The 23,354-nt window shown below is 57.0% G+C and carries 13 protein-coding genes and 2 pseudogenes; 7 read left to right on the plus strand and 8 right to left on the minus strand.

Annotated elements, in window-relative coordinates:
- The first annotated feature begins 29 nt into the window (after positions 1-29).
- The 3 genes from VYJ16_RS18800 (at position 30) to VYJ16_RS22255 (ending at position 1,772) form a co-directional block, all read left to right on the plus strand.
- Positions 30-1,064: a DUF6610 family protein gene (locus VYJ16_RS18800; protein ID WP_336351859.1), complete on the plus strand. Its 1,035-nt coding sequence runs from the start codon at positions 30-32 to the stop codon at positions 1,062-1,064.
- 97 nt (positions 1,065-1,161) lie between these two features.
- Positions 1,162-1,458: a PadR family transcriptional regulator gene (locus tag VYJ16_RS18805; RefSeq protein ID WP_336351860.1), complete on the plus strand. Its 297-nt coding sequence runs from the start codon at positions 1,162-1,164 to the stop codon at positions 1,456-1,458.
- 182 nt (positions 1,459-1,640) lie between these two features.
- Positions 1,641-1,772 (plus strand): DUF8139 family protein, encoded by a 132-nt coding sequence (locus VYJ16_RS22255; RefSeq protein WP_464379816.1) that lies wholly within the window; start codon positions 1,641-1,643, stop codon positions 1,770-1,772.
- Positions 1,773-3,269: 1,497 nt separating this feature from the next.
- On the opposite strand, the pseudogene VYJ16_RS18810 reads toward VYJ16_RS22255, so the two are convergent.
- Positions 3,270-3,419: pseudogene (locus VYJ16_RS18810) on the minus strand (IS6 family transposase); the annotation flags it as partial.
- Between the two features lie 173 nt (positions 3,420-3,592).
- Here VYJ16_RS18810 and VYJ16_RS18815 point away from each other — a divergent pair.
- The gene (locus VYJ16_RS18815) at positions 3,593-4,222 is read left to right on the plus strand and encodes a Cdc6/Cdc18 family protein (protein WP_336351960.1); all 630 of its coding nucleotides are present in this window, start codon (positions 3,593-3,595) and stop codon (positions 4,220-4,222) included.
- Positions 4,223-5,116: 894 nt separating this feature from the next.
- Here VYJ16_RS18815 and VYJ16_RS18820 read toward each other — a convergent pair.
- The gene (locus VYJ16_RS18820; RefSeq protein ID WP_336351861.1) at positions 5,117-5,398 is read right to left on the minus strand and encodes a hypothetical protein; all 282 of its coding nucleotides are present in this window, start codon (positions 5,396-5,398) and stop codon (positions 5,117-5,119) included.
- 401 nt (positions 5,399-5,799) lie between these two features.
- Here VYJ16_RS18820 and VYJ16_RS18825 point away from each other — a divergent pair, with 401 nt between their 5' ends.
- Positions 5,800-6,372 (plus strand): hypothetical protein, encoded by a 573-nt coding sequence (locus VYJ16_RS18825; RefSeq protein ID WP_336351862.1) that lies wholly within the window; start codon positions 5,800-5,802, stop codon positions 6,370-6,372.
- Between the two features lie 157 nt (positions 6,373-6,529).
- Here the strand turns inward: VYJ16_RS18825 and VYJ16_RS18830 are convergent, their stop codons facing one another.
- The 4 genes and pseudogenes from VYJ16_RS18830 to VYJ16_RS18845 all read right to left on the minus strand — a co-directional run bounded on the left by VYJ16_RS18830 (position 6,530) and on the right by VYJ16_RS18845 (position 10,572).
- Complete coding sequence (locus VYJ16_RS18830; protein WP_336351863.1) at positions 6,530-7,204, minus strand: hypothetical protein; 675 nt, start codon at positions 7,202-7,204, stop codon at positions 6,530-6,532.
- Positions 7,204-7,731 carry a hypothetical protein gene (locus VYJ16_RS18835; protein ID WP_336351864.1) on the minus strand — a complete coding sequence of 176 codons (528 nt, stop codon included), beginning with the start codon at positions 7,729-7,731 and terminating at the stop codon, positions 7,204-7,206. The genes VYJ16_RS18830 and VYJ16_RS18835 overlap by 1 nt, the downstream gene beginning before the upstream one ends.
- A 170-nt stretch (positions 7,732-7,901) precedes the next feature.
- Positions 7,902-8,574: pseudogene (locus tag VYJ16_RS18840) on the minus strand (IS6 family transposase).
- Between the two features lie 594 nt (positions 8,575-9,168).
- Entirely contained in the window at positions 9,169-10,572 is a 1,404-nt protein-coding gene (locus VYJ16_RS18845; protein WP_336351865.1) for a hypothetical protein, read from the minus strand.
- A gap of 324 nt (positions 10,573-10,896) precedes the next feature.
- On the opposite strand from VYJ16_RS18845, the gene VYJ16_RS18850 reads away from it, so the two are divergent.
- Positions 10,897-12,072, plus strand: coding sequence for a PD-(D/E)XK nuclease family protein (locus tag VYJ16_RS18850; protein ID WP_336351866.1), 1,176 nt, complete (start codon positions 10,897-10,899; stop codon positions 12,070-12,072).
- 366 nt (positions 12,073-12,438) lie between these two features.
- Here VYJ16_RS18850 and VYJ16_RS18855 read toward each other — a convergent pair whose 3' ends face one another.
- Positions 12,439-13,569, minus strand: coding sequence for a DUF4332 domain-containing protein (locus VYJ16_RS18855; protein WP_336351867.1), 1,131 nt, complete (start codon positions 13,567-13,569; stop codon positions 12,439-12,441).
- 357 nt (positions 13,570-13,926) lie between these two features.
- Complete coding sequence (locus tag VYJ16_RS18860; protein WP_336351868.1) at positions 13,927-18,639, minus strand: DUF3320 domain-containing protein; 4,713 nt, start codon at positions 18,637-18,639, stop codon at positions 13,927-13,929.
- Between the two features lie 817 nt (positions 18,640-19,456).
- Here VYJ16_RS18860 and VYJ16_RS18865 point away from each other — a divergent pair.
- Positions 19,457-23,251 carry a helicase-related protein gene (locus tag VYJ16_RS18865; protein ID WP_379762814.1) on the plus strand — a complete coding sequence of 1,265 codons (3,795 nt, stop codon included), beginning with the start codon at positions 19,457-19,459 and terminating at the stop codon, positions 23,249-23,251.
- Positions 23,252-23,354: the final 103 nt, after the last annotated feature.

Genomic DNA, 23,354 nt, shown 5'->3' on the forward strand with positions numbered 1-23,354 from the left:
GTTTGTCAGCAGCCGGGCTGGCTCGACTGATGGCCACCCCACAACAGCCCGCTGGCGGTGCCTCCGCGAGCAAGACGATCGAGCAAGCCCGCAAGGTCGGGTACGTAGCGTTCCTGCAGCGGGTTCCGTTCGCGGTCGACGCCCACCGTCTCGGGTACGCAACCGGCATCTGCGAGGATTACACGCTCCAGCAGTCCCAGTACGCGAACGTCGACGTCCCAGTCTCGGTGCTGGATAACGATTTTCGCGACCCCGACGTCGAGCGTTGGACGCGTGTGTTCGAGCGCCACGAACCGAACGTCGGCATCATTGGCGACGCCTTCACCGAAGCGGAAGCCCGAGAATACGTCGAGGTCGCCCAAGAGCTTCGGCGAGCGTATCCAGAGGCGACGCTGGTGATCGTTCCGAAGTGCGAGGCTGCATTCGACGTCATTCCCGACTGGGTCGTGCTCGGGTATCCGGCTGGGAGTCACGCCGGGAAAGCCGACCACACTCCCGAGGAGTATTCAGCACTCGCGGACTGGCGTGGGCGCAGGCTCCACCTGCTCGGCGGCGCGCCACAGCGTCGCTGGACGCTCATCCAGGAACTCACGCAGCCGACGGTCACCGGCCTCGAACCAGCGAATATCGTGGGAATGGACTACAACGGCTTCTTTGCGAACGCTCTCCGATATGGCGATGTCTGGTATCCCGTCCAGCCACACTGGCGGACCCACGACGACAGCTCGCTCCGCGAGCGCGTCCGGATGAGCCTCGAGCACGCCAAGGCATACTGGCAGCAGCGCGGCGTTTGGGCCACTCACGAGGACCAGAGTGCGGTCCTCTCACCAGACGACCCCGTCTTCGCAACCAGGGGCACACCCTTCGACCCGACCGAAGCAGAGCTCTTCGATTGCGAATTCGGCCAACCCGGTGGCGACGAAGGAAGCGGCGTACTCGTTGAATACGACGATGGGATCGTACTCGCCTACACCAGCCAGAAGCACCGACGGTTCCTCGAGCACCGTACTGGCGTCTATCGCGAACATGGTGACCCACAACGAGTCCGTGCCCAGCAATCTTAGTGGAGAACTGAACTGTCCACAGCTAGAGGCCAAGTCCATTGGTGATTGCTATCACATCTCAGAAGACTCATATCGTTCGATACATCTAGTCCTAGTCATGCACGACCTGACCGGATTCCAGCGCGACCTCCTGTACGTCATCGCTGGCCAAGACGAACCTCACGGCCTCGCAATCAAAGACGAGCTCGAGAACTACTACGAGAAGGAGATCCACCACGGCCGCCTTTATCCCAATCTCGACACCCTCGTTGACAAAGGCCTCGTCGAGAAAGGCGAACTCGACCGCCGCACCAACTACTACACCATCACCCGCCGCGGCAGCAGAGAGCTCGAAGACCGACGCAACTGGGAGACGCAGTACGTCGAAAGCGCCGAAACTTCTGTAACACAATAGGGAGTCTAGTAGAAAGCCAAGAAGAGACCTACGGGAGATACCGTCGAGGAAGACAGTTGGAATCGTTCGGTTCTAGAGTCCGGGAAGCGGAAAACTGATCGAAAAAGAATCTGCGTCAAGCCCCTTAGGGAACGTTCTTCGATTTCGATAACGTGTAAGGTGTTGCTTGAGGGACTCAATTACTGAATGACCTCCATGTCGATGTTCCAGACGAGACCATCCCAGACCACCATTTCCATGATCGACATCGAAAGGCCATCGAGATACTCGAGGACGATGCGCATTCCAAGATGGTGGGCAACCTGATACGGTGATTTACTCCGTTTTTGTGGGTTCTGTATGAGTTCTCAGCCGATGGGCCTGGACGAGAAATGCTACAGAAAATAGTGCTGACAGGAGTCTACCGAGTGGTGCTTCCAATGAAGCAAGAATCGCTCGCGCTTGCCATGGAAGCCAATCTGGCCCCATAGTGTACGAGACGTTGGGATAGGCAGACGAGAACACCTGATTACGGAACTGATACCTATTCTCCCGACTCGACGTTGGTTCAGTCTGTTGGTTTACCCACTGTTCAGCTGTTCCACTCATCGAGAACCCACGGTTGTTCAGGTGAGTGATTAGTGAACCCACAGTCTGGTTTGACTCCGATAGCCGATGGTCTAAGTCTGATAACAGAGCAGCTCCCCAAAGATACGAGCGCTTTGAGGTCGCGTCTGCTTGGTTCAAAGCCGTTCCATTCGGGACCTCGCGATAGCGAGCTAGCATCCCATCATACTCCCGTGGAGACATATATCCGCTCTCAAGTTGGAGCCGAAGTCCGAGGTACTGAGCACTGCCCTCCGTGAACCATTGTAGTCCGCCGGTTACGCGAAAGTCTTGGCGTGTATGAACGTACTCATGAAACCAAATGTTCATCTCCTCAGGTGACCCCGACGAATATTCTGCTGGGGCGATAAACTCATTTGCAACGGCCCACCCAGGATGATCTCCCTGGGGTACTGTCGGTGAGGCGAACACCCGAACGGTTTGGTCGGTTTTACCGCCATGGAGTCGACGTGAGCTTTCGTTCAAGACACTGAGTACAGTCGCTGGTGAAACACTACTCTCTCGGGAGATATTTGGCTGGACGAAGACGTGTTCTTGACATCCAATCATCTGACGCGATACAGAGACGTTCCCTAAATAGACGAACTGTTCGCCAATCGCTCCTGCAGAGGCTGGACGTACCGAAACATTTCCTCCAGCAAGATCAAGAGCAGGCCCAAGCAGCCATCTATCTCCAGATGGATACGACCGATTTGTGTCCCTTGGGTTGTACGTCTGGGAGTCATCTGGGTTAATCTCCACCGTAATCGATGCGTTTCGATTATCTCCATCCCATCGGAACCGAGTTCCTGTCTTACGGAATCCTGTTGAGTTTATGATGGCGCCATCGCCGTTTAGCCCTACTCGGAAGGTGGAGTTTCGGGTCTCAGATATGTTGAACACGACTCGATACTGAGAGGTGTTCGAAGTTCGTTGATAAACTGCAGTCACCGTACTTGCAGTGAAATTGGAATTCTCAAGGTCCGGGAGGAACGTTGGGTTCTGATAGTACCCCTGTTCTTGAGTACACTCTTGAGGGAGACCCTGTCGAGGATATCGCTCTTCAAAAGCTCCAGTTCCCGCTCCGAACGCCGGACCAAGTGCCGCCAACCCAAACAGGACAGCCAATACAACAGATAAAATCAACCGCAGGTGACTACGTTCAATGGCCATACATGACAAGTGCTCGTATCATAGACTGATAGATTCTCTGACTTCGGCACTATCTAGTTTAGCACCTCCGCAGCTGGCGTGTGTCCATCGAGCGCTTGATGCGCTCGTTGGTGGTTGTAGTAGTGCATGAACTGTGCAAAACATTCGTGGACGCTCCACCGACTGCCTACCCACGAGTTATGGAAGCGTTCAACCCGTATCTTGGAACGCCTTCATATAGGGGAAACCCGACGTCGGGAAGACCGTCTCCACACGCTACAAGCTCGACGAACTCATGGCCTCCGCCCAAGAGTACACCATCGCCTGCGACTTCATCTGAATCAACTGCAACGGCCTCACCTCCTCCTACCAGGTCGCCATCAAGCTCACCAACGACATCGCCCCACCCCAAGGCCAACTCCCCGCCACCGGCCTCCCACCGAGCGAAGTCTACAACCGCATGTGGGACGTCCTCGACGGCTACGAAGACACCGTCATCATCGTCCTCGACGAAGTCGACAGCATCGGCTCCAAAGACGAGCTCCTCTACAAACTCAGCCGCGCTGAAAAAGAACGCGACCTCACCGACACCGAGATCTCCGTCATCGGCATCAGCAACAACCTCTCCTTCCGCGACAAACTCGACCCCCGCGTCCAGTCCTCACTCTGCGAACGCGAACTCCAATTCTCCACCTACGACGCCGGCGAACTCCAGGCCATCCTCCGCGACCGCGCCGACACCGCATTCAAACCCAACGCCCTCGACGACGGCGTGATTCCCTACTGTGCCGCACTCGTGGCCAGCGAGTCCGGCGACGCCCGCAAAGCCCTCGACCTCCTCTACGAAGCCGGCCAGATCGCACGCGCCAACGACGCCGACGTCGTCACCGAAGCCCATGTCCGCGACGGCTGGGACGAACTCCGTCGCGAACGCATCGTCGAAGGCCTCGCCGAGTGCAACCAACACGAAGATACAGGACCAGAAGAACGCCACACCCACACCCACCGCCTTCCCGTCGGTCGGTGACCCGGATCCGGACACCACCGTTGCACGTGACCTCGACGCGAGCGCGCTCTCCCGGCACGTCCCCGACGGCTACCAGCCCGCACAGATTCCCGACGAAGCCACGCCCGCGTCGCTGAGCTTCAAGGACGTCGACGACCTCTTCGATGCCGCCGCTCGCGCGCTCGCCGAACACGCCTACGAGGGCCTCTACATCGACGAATTCCGCGAACAAGACTGGTACATCGAGATATGGTCGGAGAAATCCGACGTCGTCTCCGAGGGGCTCGCCAGCGAGTACGGCGCCACCATCCGACCCGCCGGCGGCGGCGAGTTCTCACTCTCTATGTGCCAACAGGCGCTCGACATCGCGGACGCGCGCGGTCAGGACCTCGCAGTCATCATCATCTCCGACTTCGACGCCAAAGGCGCCGACATGCCCGTCTCCGTCGCCCGCAAGTTCGAACTCGAAGGCGCGCTCCGCGGTATCGACGTGGAACTCGTCCACGGCGCCGTCACCTTAGAGCAGGTCAAAGCGTACGGTATCCCGGGCGACCCGGCGAAGACACCCGACGGCCTCGAAGACGACGTGCGTGGCGCGAAGGGCTACGAGACGCACAAGGAGTTGTTCCGCGAGTTCGCCGGTCAGTACCCTGTCGAGATCCGCGCCTTCCAGTCGCGCTACCCGGCCGCGTTCAAGACCGAACTCGAGGAGCGCCTCCAACAGTACGTCGACGACGACCTCCCTGACCGCATCCGCGAACACGTCTGGCAAGCCAGGAGGACGCCTACGACGCCCTCCGCCGCGCCTTCGAGGACGACGCTCAGGACATCGAAGCCGCCTACCGAGCGCTCGACGATGCACTCAGTCGGTATCGGGGCCGCGTGAAGGCCGATGTCGAGGCGACGAACCAGGGGTTAGCGAGACTGCGAGACCGCGAACACATCGTTCGCGAAGACGAGAACATCGAGCGTGCTCGGTGAGAGTTCAGCAAGGCCCTCGGCGACGTCGACGTCCGCACCGCCCCCGACGCCATCGACCTCCAACTCCCCGAGGCTGACGCACCCGGCGACGACGACCCGCTCCTGGACACAGGCCGTGGCCTGCTCGACCAGCTCGCCGCGTACCAGGACTACAACATCCGCGACTAACCCGATCGTTCTTCTCCGCACAGCTGTGTGATCGACGTCGACAGCCACGCCCACTCAAGCCCACGCCTCAGATATCATGGTGAGGGTGGCTGTGGGTAGCCTGAACCACCCCCATGACCCGACCCGACACCAAGGTGTGGGGTAGAATCAAAACTATTTCTTGATGGCGCCGTACCTTATCGGATAAGCCGTACACCGCACGGCCGTGAACTGAATCTTCGGGCCGTGACTCGATAGGATCGAACGGCAATCGAACTTCACGATTTGTGGTGCGAACGTCCTACAAGAATGAGACTGAATCAGGAATCACCTTTTCAGATGAGTATGATACAATCGCGATACTTGGTGACATAGAACTCAGGACGCGAAAATTAGCAGACTGAAGAGGCGGTGTTGACGGAAATATACTTGACCGTAACTATTTTCGTCACGAAAATCGAACTGATAATATGGCTACCCGAAGACATATCGTGACAAGTTTAACAGGTTTCATTGCGGTAAGTACTGGATGTCTCGAATCGGTTTCTGAGGGTCCAAAGCCTGAAGCCTCGGCAACAAAGACCGTTGCTGAAAAGAGATTTACTCAGTTGGAGGAAGAGCCAGCGCATATCGAAGCTCGGCTCTCTGACTTAAAACCAGTAGGAACGACAAACAAAATTACTCCGGCTGATGGATGGGTTCCATCAAATTGGAGTATAAATAAACAAGAACATCTTGAGGGTGTTGATATTGATAATACTATAGATAACTCAGAAGAAGTTAATAAGTTCTTGACAGATATAGGTTTCTCTGAATATTCCTTATTAGTTCATCAGTACCCGATTTTGTCATGCCGGAGTCGAAATCTCGAAACTCTGCAATGGGGCGATCCTGCAGAACAAGGAACTCCAATTAAACTGAACTATTCCCTCTCCAAAAGAGAATGTAATACGAGTAGTGAGGAGCATGTAGAAATGACTATCGTAAGGGTTCCTGCAAATATCCCCTTTGTTGGGTATTTTTCAAGTATGGTAACTAAATAACGTAATTGTCGGCGCTCCCAGTAGGACCATCCATATCGTATGTATACTATTACTTGAGATGGTTATGTTTGATTCGCAATTAACTAAATGGATTAATTAAAAATTCTATGCGTGGCAGCCTCTAACGCTATTCGGAGGTGATGGAATCTCCTACTATTTATACTTGATTTTCGTTAAACATCACGAAGAGTTCATCATCACAATATTGGTGGATATTATATTCACTCTCCTCGACACAAGGAATACCTTGCATACGCCCGTAAAAATAACTTGGGGCGATAGCGTCTCCGTCACTAGGTCTATCCGATACCCACCCCGTAGTTAGTCCCAGAGTAACGTCGTTATCATAAGCCGCCATAGGAATACCCCCATTCCAATACTGGTATTCGGAACGGACTCTCCTGTCATCAAGATAATCTACCTCCCTCTCTAACCTGGGATGGTCGACGTTAGCACTGACCGAAATTCCTGCTGGGACTGAAGCAGAGACAGAGCCAGAAAGTGAAGTCGTTTTTGATTGGGATGGGCTGTAGCTTATGTTCCCCAAATTAAGAAGGTCTGACCGTCTCCAATTTTGAGTTTGTATAGATTTGTCATTCTCCCAGGTGTCTGAGTTCGGTTCTTCTCCCCACCATTCATTTGCGGTAGCCGGGAGCATCTTACTCTGCTGGACCATCCCCCACTGGGACCTCTCTTCATCATTCCCGTTTACTCCGTCATAACGAGATAGGCCAGTGTAATGTTCCAACTTGCCGACTTTCATAGCACAGTCGCCCTCTAAATACCAGAGCGGTTCTTCCTGGCGTAGGAATACGTCGTCATCCCAACTCATTACTCATCACCTCCGAGATCCAGGAAGTCATCGATGTCCTTATGTGAGGTTTTCACATCTTGGTATGACTCTTCTACATTATTTTGAACGCTTGGATGACTCAGTCGTCGAACCGGTTCAGGAACCTTTGACGGGGCGTATTTAACCAGAATATCCGGTGAAGAACCCTTCCAGTTGACCCCGTATCCTACAATTGTCTTTTTTCTTTTAGATTTCTTTTTTTTGGGTCGGGCGTGAACATCAGGAAGCGCAGCAGAGTTCACTCCCTTTTCCTTCATAATCTTATTATGGAGGATTTGAACGGATTTCTTCGTCACCGGAACATTCCGGTTGCCTTTCACATATCCCTGTTTTTTATTTGTAGTAAGAACCGGCTGATCGGGGCCTGCTGATATGGTGCCACGCTCCTCTCCAACCGATTGTGCTTTTGAACCGGCTCCGGTGGAAACTCCAGCCAATCCAGCGAGCGACGAGCTGGTTAATTTCAGTACCTTTCTCCTCGACTGATTCAGATGTTTACGCGCCACATTTGCTCCAGGAAGAGACAGAATAAATATGTGTCGGAATTATATTATTAAAAATATAGCCACGCCTCTTAGAGTATTTTGGATATTTATCTTCTCAAGTTTTCTTGATTAAACTCCTTCTGATAGTAATTTGGACCTGATTGTCCAAACGGGACTGCCCAGTTTGGCACCTATCCGACTGGCGTGCGTCCATCAAGCTCGTGGTGTGATTCGTGGTGGTTGTGGTAGTCCCTGAACTGCGCAAGCAACTGACGGACTCTCCGCCGGCTGTCAACCCAGGACTTTGGAAGTGGTCGACCCGCATCTTGAGCGTGTGAAACCACTTCTCAATCGGGATTCGCTCCGTGTAGTTCACCCGACAGCTCAATCCAAGTCGGGCAAAGGCAGCCCGATAGCCGTACTGGTCGACGAGAAACACCGCCTCCGAGCAGTCGTGTTTCTCCGTCAGTCGTGCAGGAACGCAGCCGCTGGATCAGTGCTGTACCGGCCAACCAACGCGACGTTGAGGATCAGCTTCGTGTCGACGCCTATTGCAGCGTGCAACCAAGACTGGTCGCCATTGATTTTGAAAGCGGTCTTGTCGACGGCGACCCGCGACGGCTGTGCCGTCGGCGGGTCGCAGCCGCTGTCAGCGAGCCGATGCACCCAGTTCCAGACCGCTCCATAAGACCGTTCGACGCCTAATTCCGCGAGAATCGTTGCTGTTTCTCTGACTGAACACCTGGTCTGGTGGAGGCGGACGGCGAAGGCCCTGACGGGCGCTGCCGTCCGCTCGCGCTCCCAAACTTCTTCTAAATCCCCGTCATACGTCTCGTTGAGCAGGTCTGGAGCATCTCTAGACAAGCTACTCAACGAGCTGCTCGTTCCTCAATCTCCACTAACTAGACAGTGCCCTGGCCCAAATCCCTACAGCGAAATTGTTCGGTAGTACCATTGACACGGCCGACAAATTGTCTGACTGGCGGGTGGTGCCTCTGTGCATCCTGCCCACACTTGTTGAGTCACGTCCCCGCCTGCTTGTTCACTCACAAATGCACATTAACCTCACATCCCGTAGCCGGCACTGGCGTTACGGTGATGAGGTTGTGGATGGGTTCGGGAATAGCTCAAGTAGATTTGTGAGTGTCGACTCTACTAGGTCTTGGATTGCTGTTTCGAACGCGTCGTACGTGTCGCCGCCTGTTGGGAACTCTTCAACCCAGAATTCGGTCGGCGACCCACCTCTATCGTTGCTGTGTTCCACTGAGTACCGGCCTGAGATGGTGCCGTCTTAATCTGGATAGAACATCACTGGTGGTGCGTCAGCGTATCTTTGGTACGCGACGACTTGATAGAGATTCTCGTTTGGGAGTGCTATCCTCTCTCCACTTGGCGTCCGCAACCCATACACGGCTGCCACGTTCTAAGAGGGACACGTCCGGTTGCAGCTCTTGTAACTCAGTCTCCACCCACCCGCCACGCATGCTCCGCCACCAACCCTTCACCCGATAACTCCCGCCGCTCGGGACTAACCGAGTGAGTCACAGCGGCCGCCAGATCGCGCGTATCCAGATACCAATATCCATGCGTCGCACAGAAATCACGAGCTGCCTCAGTCAACGGCTGCGGACGCTCACCAGGCACCGCCTCCCGATGCGTCGCCGCGACCAGAACCATCTGCACCTCATTGTCGAAACCAGCAGTCTGAGCTCGCTCCTCCCAGTCTTTGAGTTGCCGCACCTTCTCAATCGCAATCGCATCGTTCTGCCCAGTGATTTCGAAAATATAATCGCGGTCCTCGCCTGCGAGTTCAGCGTCCCACTCCCCATCTCCCGCAGTCATTACTAGCTCGCTTCCAAGTTCCTCAAACGCCCACGCAACCAGTGTTTCTAATTTCTCGCCGGACGCCCACAACAACTCCTTCGCCTGCTGCACCACCTCATAATCAGCATACACTGACTCCAAGCGCTCTTGAACAGCTTGCTCACCGTCTAACTGAACACTCTCCACCCACGCCGGGCGTGTCAGATCACGCTCTGTCGTTACACCGAACTGATGCTCGAGCGTCCCCGCAATCACGTCGGAGGGAGTCCAATCGCCAGCCACTGGCACCAACCCAATACGACCATCCCAGAGTTGCTCGCGAGATTCCGATGCCACTGCTGTGACGGTCTCACGCATCGGTGTCATGTCGACCGTACACGCAATCGTCGCTCCCGCAACTGTCCGTGCAAGCGCCTGCTCACTGGCGCCTTTGGACATGAACACCTCAGCAAATGACGGCTGTTCATCCCCTCTGGCCGGACCCACTTTTTCAATCGTGTACGCCCGTTGGAACGACTCCCCAAAGTACCACTCCCAGTCAGACGCAACCGATCCACTATCCACAGACTCGCCGGAATCCGCAGCCAATGAAATATCCAACGGCAACCACGACAACAAATCCACCTCCCGCATCTCAGTGTCATCACTAGTAGAGACGTACCGTAAGTCAACGGTTCGCTGCCCTGGCATGAGTACAAACAGCCAGTTCCCAGCCTCCACCAGCTCAGAAATATCTCCCGAATCTGGGAACGAGACCGCATTCGATGGCGCACTCCCCGGTGCCGTCACCTGCGAATTCCCCACCAAATCACACAGATTCGCGAATACAACCTCGTAATCCAACAGATTATACTCTTCAGTCCACCGTCTCGACGCCGTTGCCCCACCCACATCAGCCCCAATCACCAACGAACGCATCGTACACCAGCCAAATACGGCATCCCCTCCTTTCCCTCTACCGATCCCACCACCCAACGAGACACAGATGCCCTCCAAAGGAACAACCAGACCGTCCTTCCAGCACCCCCACTCGAGCATATACACCTCACCCCCTCGCTCGTCAATCATCGACTCCACAACCACACAGCCCCTATTCGCTCAGGGGAGCCGCTGCTTCCGCAGCAGCTGAATCGATATCACGAAGCCCAGATTCACCGCCACGCACATCTACCACACACCCAACTCAACAACCAACGTCCCAGCCACCGTGTCGAGGTGTTCAGATTGGTGTGCGAGCAGGGAGAGGTCGTAGAATCAAGCTGTTTTCATCCCCACGCGCAGGCGGCCAGACGACAATACCCGTCACGTTAGAAAGGGGAATCAGCCCGCAGTCTTATCCCAATTCACGACGAGCATCTGGTCGTGTCCGACGGCTCACTCGAAGCGACGCTCCAAACAATCGAAGCGCGGCTTACCGACGTCGAACAGCGTCCCGCAACCACCCTCGGCGTCCTCGGGGAAGCCACCACCGAACGTTACTGGGAGGCGATGTTGGTGTACTTCCTCGACCCGGCCAATCCGCATGGCTTCGGGACAGATGTGCTCGCTGCGTTCCTCGACGCCCTTCGAGCCCACGACGGCACTCGAATCACTCCCTCACGGCACGATCTTGACAGCGTGCAAGTGCGCTCGCAGGTAGCGACCACGGACGGACTGGTTGACATCGTGCTCCGGCAGGAGGATGCGTGGTTCGTCTGTCTCGAACTGAAGGTCGACGCCCGAGAGACGAACGCGCAGACAGAGCGGTACGCGGACGCGTCTGCATTCGGCGACCTCGTCGTCGACGACCACGACGGACTTGGGGAGTACGTGTATCTCGCCCCAGAGCGCGCCCGGGCATCGACCGCTGGGACCTTCGTTGACGTCGCCTGGGAGCACGTCGTCCCGTACTTCGAGGACGTGGTACGCGCCAGTTCCGGCCGGTATCCCGCGAAGAGCCACGCACAGTTCGCCGATTTCATCGATACGATCCGCCGTACACTCACCATGGACGACGAGACCATCATCTCCGAGGAGACCAGACTGTACACCGAATACGCGGATATCATCGACCGCCTCACCGGCGCGTTCGAGGACGACAAAGGGAAGATCTTCACGCATCTCAAGACCACGTTTCTCGCCGACAGCCGTGGCACGCATGAGGAGTGGGCGGTGAACACCCGGCCGAGTTCGTATATCAACTTCTCGAAGGACGCATGGAAGAACCTCCCATCAGGCACGACCATCGAGTACGAACCTCACGTCACCCTCACCCGAGACACCCAACAGATACGGCTCCGACTCGATATTGAGCACGGCGACAAAGACGCCATCCGAGCCGCCCTCTGCGACCGCCTCTCCGAGTCGGAACTGGAGTCGATTCACACGGCCGGCTGGGAGTTCACAGACACCGCCTACGCGTATCTCGCAAAGACGGTACCACTCGACCTAACCACCCCCGAAGCCTCCATCACGAACGCCAGCGACGACCTCCACGCACTCCACAGCATCATCGGGCACCACATCGACGCCATCGCCAGCCAGCGTCGAGACTCCTGAGAGCTAGCAGATCCCATATCATCCACAGCAGTCCTGTCGCGTTCAACTCCCCCAGCCACCCTGTACTGTGATTTGATTGCGGTAATCGACACACGATCACCGACCGCCTAAGGTCGGTTGTGGAGGATGTGGCGACGAATCGGACGTGACGTGATTCTTGAGACCGCATGACAACAGATGACGGGTTCGCTGAGGAGACACCGCGTGGCGGTGAAATCGTCGGGCGTCAGCCACGCGACGCTGAACAAACTGGCGGGGTAATCCCGGGGGGTCTCCTCGACTGGTTTCCAGACATCATCATAGACACGAATACTAACTGGCCCTTTCCTCACATACGAATCCCCAGTGCAAACTCACAAACCAGAATCAATACGCACTGTAGCGTGCCTGACGGCTCCAGCGACGGAGCTGACTAACTGCGAATGTAGACTCCGCCGCAATCGCATACGGGTCCACAACAGCGAGATCCTGAGCAGACTCAATCCCCAGCGATTCAAAATCGTCTGCACGCTGTGCCCCAATATTCTCAAGTGACTCAAGTGGAATCGATTCTTCTGGCAACAGTTTCCGAACAAGCGCCGTATCCCCGCGGAGATACGCTGCCTCCCGAATCCATTTCTTTACCGTCTCAACTCGAGACTCGGTATACTTCGCAACGGCCCCCGGATCAGCGCCCGCTAAATCCGCAACCGTCTCAACCCCCGCAGCAGTCAAGGCCGCAGCCTTCTCCGGCCCAATCCCAGTTATCCGCGTAATTGACCCCCCATCCCAGTCTTGCGCCGCCGAGACCAACGCAGCCAGGCGACTCTGGGACAACGCGAACTTCGAACTCTCCTGTGCAACACCTACGGTAGCGAGGTCCCCAATCGTATGAATCCCCTCTCGGGCCAGGGTGTTTGCGGTATCATCACCCACCCCATCTAGCGCTGTTACTGACTGAAAGCGCCACGCAGCCCCATCTTCGTCCGCCGAAGTTTCGTGATCTTCGTCACGTGCTGGCGGTGCGTGTGGGCCAGTCGGGAAATTCGGGGCCGGTGAGTACAACGGGACTGACCCTTGGTAGCTCGCCAACTCGATCCGACTCCAGTCCTCGGTGGCCAGATACCTGTCGAGAACCCGTTCACACCCCAGTTGCTGGATGAGGTCCGTCAGTTGGTTGCCGTCAATGAGTTTGATCTGGTTGAAGTCAGCCGCAAACTCCACCGCTGGACCGGTGAATGAACTGGTGGTGATAATCGCGACCACGTTCACATCCCGACTCATCGCCAGGCCACTGATACTCCGGACGTCACTCGTATTCAATTTCGATTCTGGCCTGAATCGCTTCACCTGCATATGGACCTGCAAGTCGAGCGGGAACGACTGGGAGGCAATCACGTCAATTCCCTTATCGTGACTGTCTGGCGTGAGTTCTGTCTGCCAACCCTGAATCTCCCAGAGCGCCGCCACGAATTCCTCAAACGCCGTCGGCGACAGCCGCCGGAGCTTCGAAAGCATACCCAACCCCGCGGGGTCAACACCTATTGTTATGCAATGCTGAACCCGTGCTTTACCTGCTGGTCCACTGGCGGACAGCCATCACTCCAAAGTGTCGTGACTACCCGTCTGCAAGTATGGACGTGTTGGGGCGACGCCGGCCACGACCCTCGTTTTGATCTGGCAGTTACGGCAGCGGTCCAAGCAGTTCACGACCAAATTTGAGGACGAACTAACCCAAGAATATTGCCTCCATCTTCGGTGTATACAGACCGTTGCCGTCAATCAGTCGCAGGTGTGGTTCTATTTCTAAGTGCTGTCAACTTCGGCCATCTCCTGACCGTCACAGGCAACTGACCAGCTCGCATCCAGACATAACTACCCGCGGTACACTTCTGCTAACAGGAGCTTATCAATATCTACGTCGCAAGCCCGTACAGTATCTGCATCATCGATTGCACCAATCGAGATAAGATGGGCGATTGCAGCCTCTATCTCGCTCTGAATCCGTTGTCCACGGCGTGACCAGCCGAACTTCCTGGCCGTTTCGAGCACCAGATCATCCTTCGTCATCTCAAGGCCGTTTTCCAAGATGTGGTACGCCGCCTTCGCGAACTCTTCTTTCGGAATCTCATCTGCCGGGCGATTATCCGCACCGGTGTTCGTCCGTACGGACACCTCCTCAATATCCGTCGGCCACAGATAGCCATCTTGCTGGACGATCTCGTCTCCGACGAGGTGCGTGATGATCCCGTTCAGGCTGCGGCGGATTTTCTTTCCAACACGCGAAATGCCGTACTGTTGAACCAAGAGGGTGAAGACGGCGTCCTTCTCAATTGGGCCGTGGTCTTCGACAATTTCCAGGAGTGCACTTCGAACCCTCCTGTTTGGGATGTCCTCGAAGTCGCGATTCCCACGGGACCGCTCTGGCGGAGCTTGATACGGCTCGAAGAGATCAGTTCCCCCATCGGGCTCTGCTGGTTCCGGTACTGCTTCGGCAGATTCAACGTCGACATCGACCTCGTGCTCCGGTTCGAAGTTGTCCGCAAGCAAGTCGTCAACCTTCGACTCTATCTTCTGGAGCTCTTGTTCTTGGTTCGACGCCCAGTCCGGCGACCAGATTCGATGAATCGTCCACCCGAGATCCTCCAATATCAGTTGCCGCGTCCGATCACGGTCACGCGCGGTCTTCGTCGAATGATAGGCCGCACCGTCACACTCGATCCCGAGCAGGTATCGGCCCGGATACTCGGGGTGCTGGATTGCAAGGTCGATACTGTATCCTGAGCTCTGAATCTGGGTTTCGACATCGTACCCACGGTCCGTGAGCGTGTCGTAGACGGCTTCTTCGAACTCCGAATCGAACGTGAGCGTGGTCCCTGGGTCATCGTCACGGACGAGCGCTCGCTCCCCCTGCTTTGCGTACTGGAGGTACGTCTTGAAGTCGTGCACGCCCCGGGCTTGGGTGCGGCTCAGATCGATATCGCCGGGCTGTAGCGAGGAGACGACGACGACGCGCTCCTTTGCGCGAGTAACGGCCACGTTGAGGCGGCGTTCACCGCCGTCATTGTTGAGGGGACCGAAGTTCATTGTTATCTTTCCCGACTGGTCCGGGCCGTACGTGACGCTGAAGAGCATCACGTCCCGTTCGTCGCCTTGCACGGCCTCCAGGTTCTTTACGAAGAACCCTTCGAGTGCGTCGTCCTCGTCGACGAAGGCATCGAGTGCTGGGTCTTCTTTCCGACGTTCTTCGATGGTGTCACGAATTGCGCGTTCCTGTGCTTTACTGAACGCCACAACACCGACACTCTTGTCTGGTTTCTCGGTCGCGTACTCGTGGAGAATATCGACGATTCGGTGGGCTTCGGGCACGTTCTGCCGGGAGCCACCGCGGTCGTAGATGCCGTCCTCGACGAACTCGAAGTCGACGCCGGTGTCGACGGCTGCATCGTTATCTGGGAAGGTGTTGAGACGGCCGGCGTAGTATTGCTGATTGGAGAAGGCGATGAGTTCGTCGGAGCGACTCCGGTAGTGCCAGCGGAGGTGCATCTCTGGCAGTACTGCCGCCGCTTCATCGAGGATGCTTTCGAGGTCCTCGCGGACGTCATCGTCGGCTTCGACGTCGCTGCTGAAGAATTGCGTTGGTGGGAGTTGTTTGGTGTCGCCAGCGATGATGGCTTGGTCGCCGCGGATGAGGCTACTGATCGCATCCTGGGGCATGACTTGGGACGCTTCGTCGAAAATGACCGTATCGAACTCGATTGCGCCTTGCCGGAGGTATTCGGCCACTGCGAGTGGACTCATCATGAAACACGGCTTCAACCGCGTGATCATGTCGCCTGTCGTCGCGAAGAGTTCGCGGAGCGGTTTCCGGCGGCGCTGTTTCTCGATTTCGCGGCGGAGAGTCACTTGCTGTGAGCTCGATGCGTGTTCCAGGTTCATCGACGGGCGCTGTTGTGTGACGCGGTGTTGAATCTCGACCTTCGAGAGCTCGAGTTGTTGTTTGTCAAGGCGACGGAACTCTTGGAGGATCTGCTCGTGGTGGTTCGTGTTGAACTCGCCGAGGTCCGTGCGCTCGTAGATTCCGTTCAGGAAGGCCGTGTAGAACTGTTTGCGGAATCCGGAGACGAGGGCGTCAGCTTCGTAGTCGCCGTCGAGGAAGGCGTCGATGTAGCCGCTTGCGATGGTGTCCGTGGCGGACTCGAGGCCGTTCGAGAACTGAATCCAATCTTTGAGTTTCGGGAGTGCGTCTTCCAGATCCGCGAGCGTGGCTTTCGTCGCTTCGAAAGAGGCGGCGTACAGCTGCGTTCCGTCGGGTGTGGTGAGGTCGTCGACGGCTTGGATGCGCGTGAATTCGTTCGCGGCGTCTTCCAGCTCTGATTGGAGCGTGGTGGCCTTCGTGTGCCAACTCTCGAAGTCGGGAGGAGTGGCTGCCGTGCAGAGCAGCGATTCAATGCTGGAGAGGTCGACTGTGTCGTTCGTGCTGATTGTGCGAACCCACTCTTGTGCGTGCTTGACACGGTCCCAGTCGGTGGCGGTCTTCTCGTAGAGTGGCCCGAGCGTTTCAATGACGTCCTCGTAGTCCTCGAGTTCGCGTTCCAGCTGTGTAATCTCGATGAGCGTCTGGAGGTCGTCCAAGAGCGCCGATTGCCCGGGATTGTAGTCGTCTGTTGCGTGACTGAGGACGCGTTTTTTGAGACGCCGGTAGGAGGGTTGGATGTATCGAAGCAGCCCGTACTGGGCCAGCTCCCCGTGTAGGTCGCTTGCGGGGAGTGAGTAGATGGACGATTCGTAGTGCTCGCTGATGGAGGCTCGTTTCGCGGCGAGTTCCTGGCTCGTCGCCGCAAGTGAGGCAACCTCTGATTCGCCGTCGACAAACGCCGGGTCGAACAGCGCGTCGTGCCAGGACACGTCGGGACGGTCCACCAACTTCGCAAGTGCGTCAATGAACGCTCGGAACTCTCGGACGGAGTCCGGAGCAATCCCGAGTTCGTCGCGTGCTGCAGCGGCGGTCTCTGCCATAGCATCAACCACGTCCTGTTGGGCGGTGAGTGAGTCACGGAGTCGGTCTCCGGTGTTGACCTGCCACGTCGTGGTGGTGGTGTGTCGCCAGGGGTGTGAGTCGTAGTTGGAGAGCTCGTCCGAATAGTTTGCAAGCTGTTCGAGCGTCTCGATCGCAGTATCGAACTCGGTCCTGGTAACCTCGAATGCGGTTGGTGGGGTCCACAAGGGCGCGTTGACGTCACCATAGCTGGCGAGTGCACCGTGGGCGTCGTACGCGGTTTCGTTCAACGCACCGTAGGACTCGTGAAGGATCTCCCCGTATTCGTTGAGATCATCTCGCCGTTGCCGAAGTTTCCCAAGTTGGGAGGCACGCTCGGATGGCGCTTTGACGGTTGGCGCGTTGAGTTCTGTCTCGAGGCTGGACAGAATCGAATCCTTCGTTGCATGTTTGCCGTGGGCTGATAGACAGAATCGACCTAGGTCAACCTCGTCGAGTCGGTCCTTGACCACGTCCAAGGCTGCTTGCTTCTCACTGACGAACAGCACCGTTTCGTTGGCGGCGAGTTTCTCAGCGATAATGTTCGCAATCGTCTGACTCTTCCCAGTCCCCGGCGGCCCTTGCAGGACGAAACTCACGTCGGATTTCGCTGCTTCAATCGCCTCCTGCTGGCTCGAATCGGCCTCCAACACTTGGTGCGTTTCCATCGGGTCCACGGCCTCGTCAAGCGTTTCCGCGCCCGGAACGCTGCTGGCATCAGCATTCAGCGCACTCTGATCGCCGTTCAACGCTCTGACGATGGGATTCGATTTAATTTCCCCGCGATTCTCGTCGAGATCCGTGTACAGACTCAGCTTCGCGAAGTCGAAAATCCCGAGCACGACGTCATCACTAATCTCCCACCGGTCTCGCCCCTGAATAAGCGATTCCACCGCAGACACCGTCACGTCAAGCTCAGCCAGGTCAACCGTCTCATCACCAGGTAGTTCAATACCGAATTCGCTGGTGAGCTTCTTCCGGAGCGCCGGGTTCAGAATGACCTCATCCGTCGAACTGATAACGTAGTCATGACGGTCCGGATCCGAAACCGTCTCTCGCTCAAGTTCGACAGAGACCAGCGCCAACGGCGACCGAAGTTGTTCTTCGGCATAATCAACGCTATACCACTCCAACATCCCGACCGCGAGGTAGAGTGAATCGACACCCTTCTCCTGGACGTGCTTGCGCTGATTCAAGTCCACGTTGTATAGCGAGCTCTCCGTCGCCTCCGGCTCTCGAATCGACACTAGCTCCGTCGCAGGCCGCTCCGTCACAACTGCCCCATCACTCCGCGCACCGCTATCTGCATCCGCAGGTTGCTCCTCAGCGGGTGCGTCACCTGCCGGATCAGACGTCTCGTCAACATCTGGTTTGTAGACGTAGAGATCATCCCCCTCGGCAAGGTGAGTCGTCAATTCGAGCCAGTTATCGTTCTTCGTCGGCAGTGACTTCGTCTTCGTCGCCGAGAAATCGACCATGTTGTTCCGCCGCGTCAAATCCAACAACTGCTCCTGCCAGCTGTCAATCTTCTTGTCCAAATCAGTCCCCATCACGCACTACCATCCCACATTAGTCCGCCACCCATCAGTGCAATCCTAGGGTACCAACAACCACACCCCAATGAAGGTACTGGCCACCACAACACCCGCAATCAGCAACGTGAATCCAATTGACTCCTGCCCCCAGTCCCCACGGTCCGGTTCCACCAGGTCTAGCGGTGCTACCACCTGAATCGTCGGAGTGTGTAGAAACCGTCGAGTTCGTGCGTACCTGACCAGTCTGAGGTGAGGAAATCTCGGGGTGGACGTCTGGATGTGCTTTCAGTCCGCGACACGATCACCGGAACAATCGTTCGACGAGAGGAGCATATCAGCCGGAAGCTCCAACTCGAGTTTGGTGGTCGGAATGGTCTGCGAGATGGTCTCGTGGCGATGGCTGGGCTGGTGAGGTATAGTCGGGCAAGACAGCGTCGCAAGCGTCCCCTCGGAGCGCGGATTCGCTGAGGAGACAGTGTTGGGCGCTGAAATTGTCGGGCGTCACCAACGCGACGCTGTAAGACGCGGCCAGATGATCCAGAGTGGTTGAATCCGACGAAGGCGTCTGCACCAAGATACGCAGCCAGCGACTCGTCACGAGCCGGGACGCGCCGCTCCGGCCCGACCTCGGCGGCGCGGTCGTCAAACAGCTGCCAGAGTCGCGACACCGTCTGACTCGTCAGCTTTCGATGCACGCCACTCTCACCGACCGGCCCACCCAGATACACGCCCAATCGGGTTGTTCTTTGATTGTGGTCAGATTCCGAATTGTGGAGCGTGGCTAGATACTAAAAACAATTAACAGGCCAGACTGTCTGTGGCTACCAAGGAAATGCTCGGTCTTGACCCGCTTGTTGATAATGCAGAAAGCACACTCGAGGATGTCTATCAGGAGTTGCTACCGGAGACGGAAGAGGTGCGTATCGCGACGGGTTATTTCTACCTCTCAGGATTCGACCTTTACAAAGACGATTTGTCAAGCCTGAAACGGCCAAAGGACTCCGAGACGGCGCCTCTCCGAATCCTCATGGGCCGGCAAACGAACATGCAGACAGCTGATGAGATTGAAGAGGGGCGATCACTCCGAGAGCAGTTCAAAGCCGAAGTGAAGGCCGACATCCAGGACCTCAATAACGCCCAGTTGGATCGGCTCGAACGACTGCGCGATTTTATCGCTGATGGGCTCGTCGACGTCCGCGTTCGAAACCCTGAACAAGGCTACTTCCATGCCAAAGGAGCGTGTTTCAGGATGGTTCCCGACGACCCCACTACGCGAAAGGGAGACCGCGACCGACGCCCGAGAGCAACCATCGTAGGATCGTCGAACTTCTCACAGAGCGGGCACCAGAACAACATCGAGCTGAACCTCACCAGTGCAGACCTGGGAGACGCTGAGGAGTTCGAGCGCTGGTATGACAACCAGTGGGCGAACGCTGAGGATTTCAGCGAAGAACTCGTCGACGTCATCGAGAACAGCGACCGATATCAGGAATACAAGGACCAATCCACGGACGACGACACCGAGCTCGGCACGTACATCGAACCGTTCGAGCTCTACAAGCTGCTCGCATACGACGAACTCAACGGCAACGTCAGTATCCGCGATAGCCCCCTCTACTACTTCCAGACGCTCGGCTACGAGAGTGCCAAGGAGAAGCTCGCACAGTACGACGGCTGTATCATCTCCGACTCCGTCGGCCTCGGGAAATCTTTCATCGGCGGCGAACTCCTGCACGACTATCGCCACGCTGGCGACCGGTGTCTGCTGATTGTTCCAGCGAACCTCACCGACCAGTGGCGGGACCTCCTCCAGAACGACACCGACGAAGACGGCAACCCGTACTTCGGGCTCGAGGTCGACGGCACCCACCTCGATGTGATGAGTATCAGCAAGTTCCAGAACCTAACCTACGAGGAAATCCAGGACGTCAAGAGCGAGTTCGAGGTGGTGCTCGTCGACGAGGCCCACCGGTTCCGGAACCACGGCAAGTGGCGTCCCCAACCCGACCACGACGACGATTACAAGGGGACGCGTCGGCACGCGAATCTCCGCCAGCTTCGCGGGAAGACGATGATCATGCTGACGGCGACGCCCATCAACAATTCAGCGACGGACCTCAAGAATCTCATCAGCTTGTTCACGAGTGCTGAGGAGTTGCGGAATAAGGCGTCGCTGGATTTCGATGCGTTCGACGAGTACATCGAGCTCTCTGAGGAGCGCAAGCAGATTGCGGCGGGGAAGGAGGAGGTAAGCGACGAGGAACAAGCGGAGCTGACGAAGAAGCTCCAGCAGCGGTCTGGGGAGATCTCGCGGATGCTGAACGAGGTGATGGTGTTGCGGACGCGGAATCACGTCAAGACCCAGATTCAGGATGGCGAGGACTTCGAGATGAGTTTCTCGCCACCGACGCTCTCGAAGGAGGAGTACTCGCTGCCGCGAGCGTACCAACCCATCTATCGGATGTTGCCGGACGTGATGGATGCGCTGCATCTGCCACATATCACGGTGAAGAATCCGAATGCTGGTGGGACGCTCAAGGCGTTGTACAAGCTGAATCTGTTGAAGCGCTTGGAGTCCTCGACGTACGCGTTCGTGCAGTCTATCGAGACGCTGCACGGGAGTGAGCGCCAACTCCTGAGCGTGCTGGATGGGCTGCCTGAGGACGAGGATATCGACGTGTTGCGGCGCGTCCAGGCTGGTGAAGATTCGAAGACAATCGATGACTTCGTTGAGGGCGCTGATGCGGCGGAGGATCTGGAACAGACCTTGGAGGAGTTCGGGTTCGACACGACGGCGGTTCGCGCTGACGACGCCCAGAGCGAGCCCGAGGACGAACTCGCCGACGCTACCATCGGCGAGGTGAAACAGTACATCCGCGAGGACCTCACGCTGTTGGCGTACTTCCTGTCGCAGTTCATCGGCGACGTCGCTCGTGACGCCGGTGCGGTCAACGACCACGCCGTCGACACCAGACGGTGGTTGCACGAGCACGACGCTGGGACGCTCCCGGAAGTGCCCGAGGACGAACACAATCCGATTCTCTACCCGCGCAGCGACCTAGAAGACGTGGTGGCGGCGACGGCTGAGTTCTACGATGCGGTTTTCGCGCTGCGAGAGTTCCGCGACCCGAAAATCGACCGACTAGCGGACGTGCTCAACGAGCACGATAGGAAGGTCCTGATCTTCACGCAGTATCGCGGGACAGCCGACTACGTGTATCGCACGCTGCGAGACGACCCGAACTCGCCGCTGACGGCATCGAACAGCGCCGTCGTCAAGGGTGGGGACGAGAACAAACAGCAGATCATTCAGCGGTTCGCACCCGAGGCATCTGGCTATCAGCAGACCCTCGCCGAATCTGGGGAATCAGAGTTGCAGTACGTGGTCGCGACAGACACGCTGAGTGAAGGGGTGAACCTCCAGGACGTCCACGTGGTCGTCAACTACGATTTACCGTGGAATCCGATGCGTATCGTGCAGCGAGTTGGGCGAATCGACCGCATCGGGTCGACGGAGGAGAAGTTCGTGCACAACTTCTACCCGGACGGGGACATCGAGGCGGCCATCAAGCTCCTCAAGCGCCTGCAAGCGAAAATCAACGACATCGCGCTCATCGTCGGGAAGGAGAACAACATCCTCGACCCGAACGAGGACCAGATACTTGAGCAGGCGGGCGTGGATACCGAGAAGACCATCGGCGAACTCGAGGTCGAGGAGATAGAGGATTCGCTCCGGCGGAGTCGGGAGGTGACGGACGTGAACGAGCTCGACGACACCTCGAAGAATCCACTCTTGCGGAATGCGGGGAGTGACGAGGACGCGGCGTTCGAGCGGTATCTGTTGAAACAGGAGCTGAACGAGGACTTCGGGCTGGATACCGAGGACTTCGAGTTCGCAGAGGACTTCTTCGACACATCACCGAGCGAACGCGAGCACCTGTACACGAACGCGACCGATCACACCGAGGGCCCGCTCCCCGGCGTGTTTGGCCTTGCACATCTCTGGTTCGAAGACGACGACTCCCCACGGGATGCACCGCTCGGGCGGACGCGGCGGGCGCTCTACTACAAGCGGTTCAGTGGCGACGAGGTGAAAGAGCGTCCCGTCCGACACATCGGACTCACTCCCGGCGTGGGTGGAGAGCCGATTTCTGGTGATGGGGAGCATGCGGTGGCGAACCGTGACCGTATCGGCGCCGTCCTTGAGGAGCGATTGGAGTCCGTTCGTGAGAGCCAAGTCGGTGGCGCGTTCAAACACGGCGAGAAGCTCTCGCCCGAACAAGAGACCATCCTGGACTTCATCGACCAGTACGTCAAACCCAAGTATGGAAATGACGAGGCTCCCGTCGACGCACACGAGACGGTCGAAGAGTGGGCGACTGTACTCGCGGACGATCTCCAAGGGGTGAAGCTCAAGAACACCGACGAGGACCGCATCCTCCGAGAGACGTTCCGCGAGCATGACGACTACGAGTCGTTCACCGACTGGCCCGTCACCGAATTCCTCGAGACCTTGGAGACGTTCCTCGCGGAGAATATCGCGGCGTCCGCCGAGTATCAGGAAACGCTCGTCGACGAGAGCGACGTGCAAGGGCGGCTCGTCTGCTGGGGTGTCATCGACCGCTAACCACCGGCTCCCTGTCGTCGGACAACATTGAATGGTTCACATCTGTAGTTGCTACTGGCTCAGCCGCTTTTGTATGACCTATCGTTTCACCAGAGGAGTGGCC

This window comes from Halorubellus litoreus, assembly GCF_037081675.1.
Lineage (GTDB): Archaea > Halobacteriota > Halobacteria > Halobacteriales > Natrialbaceae > Halorubellus > Halorubellus litoreus.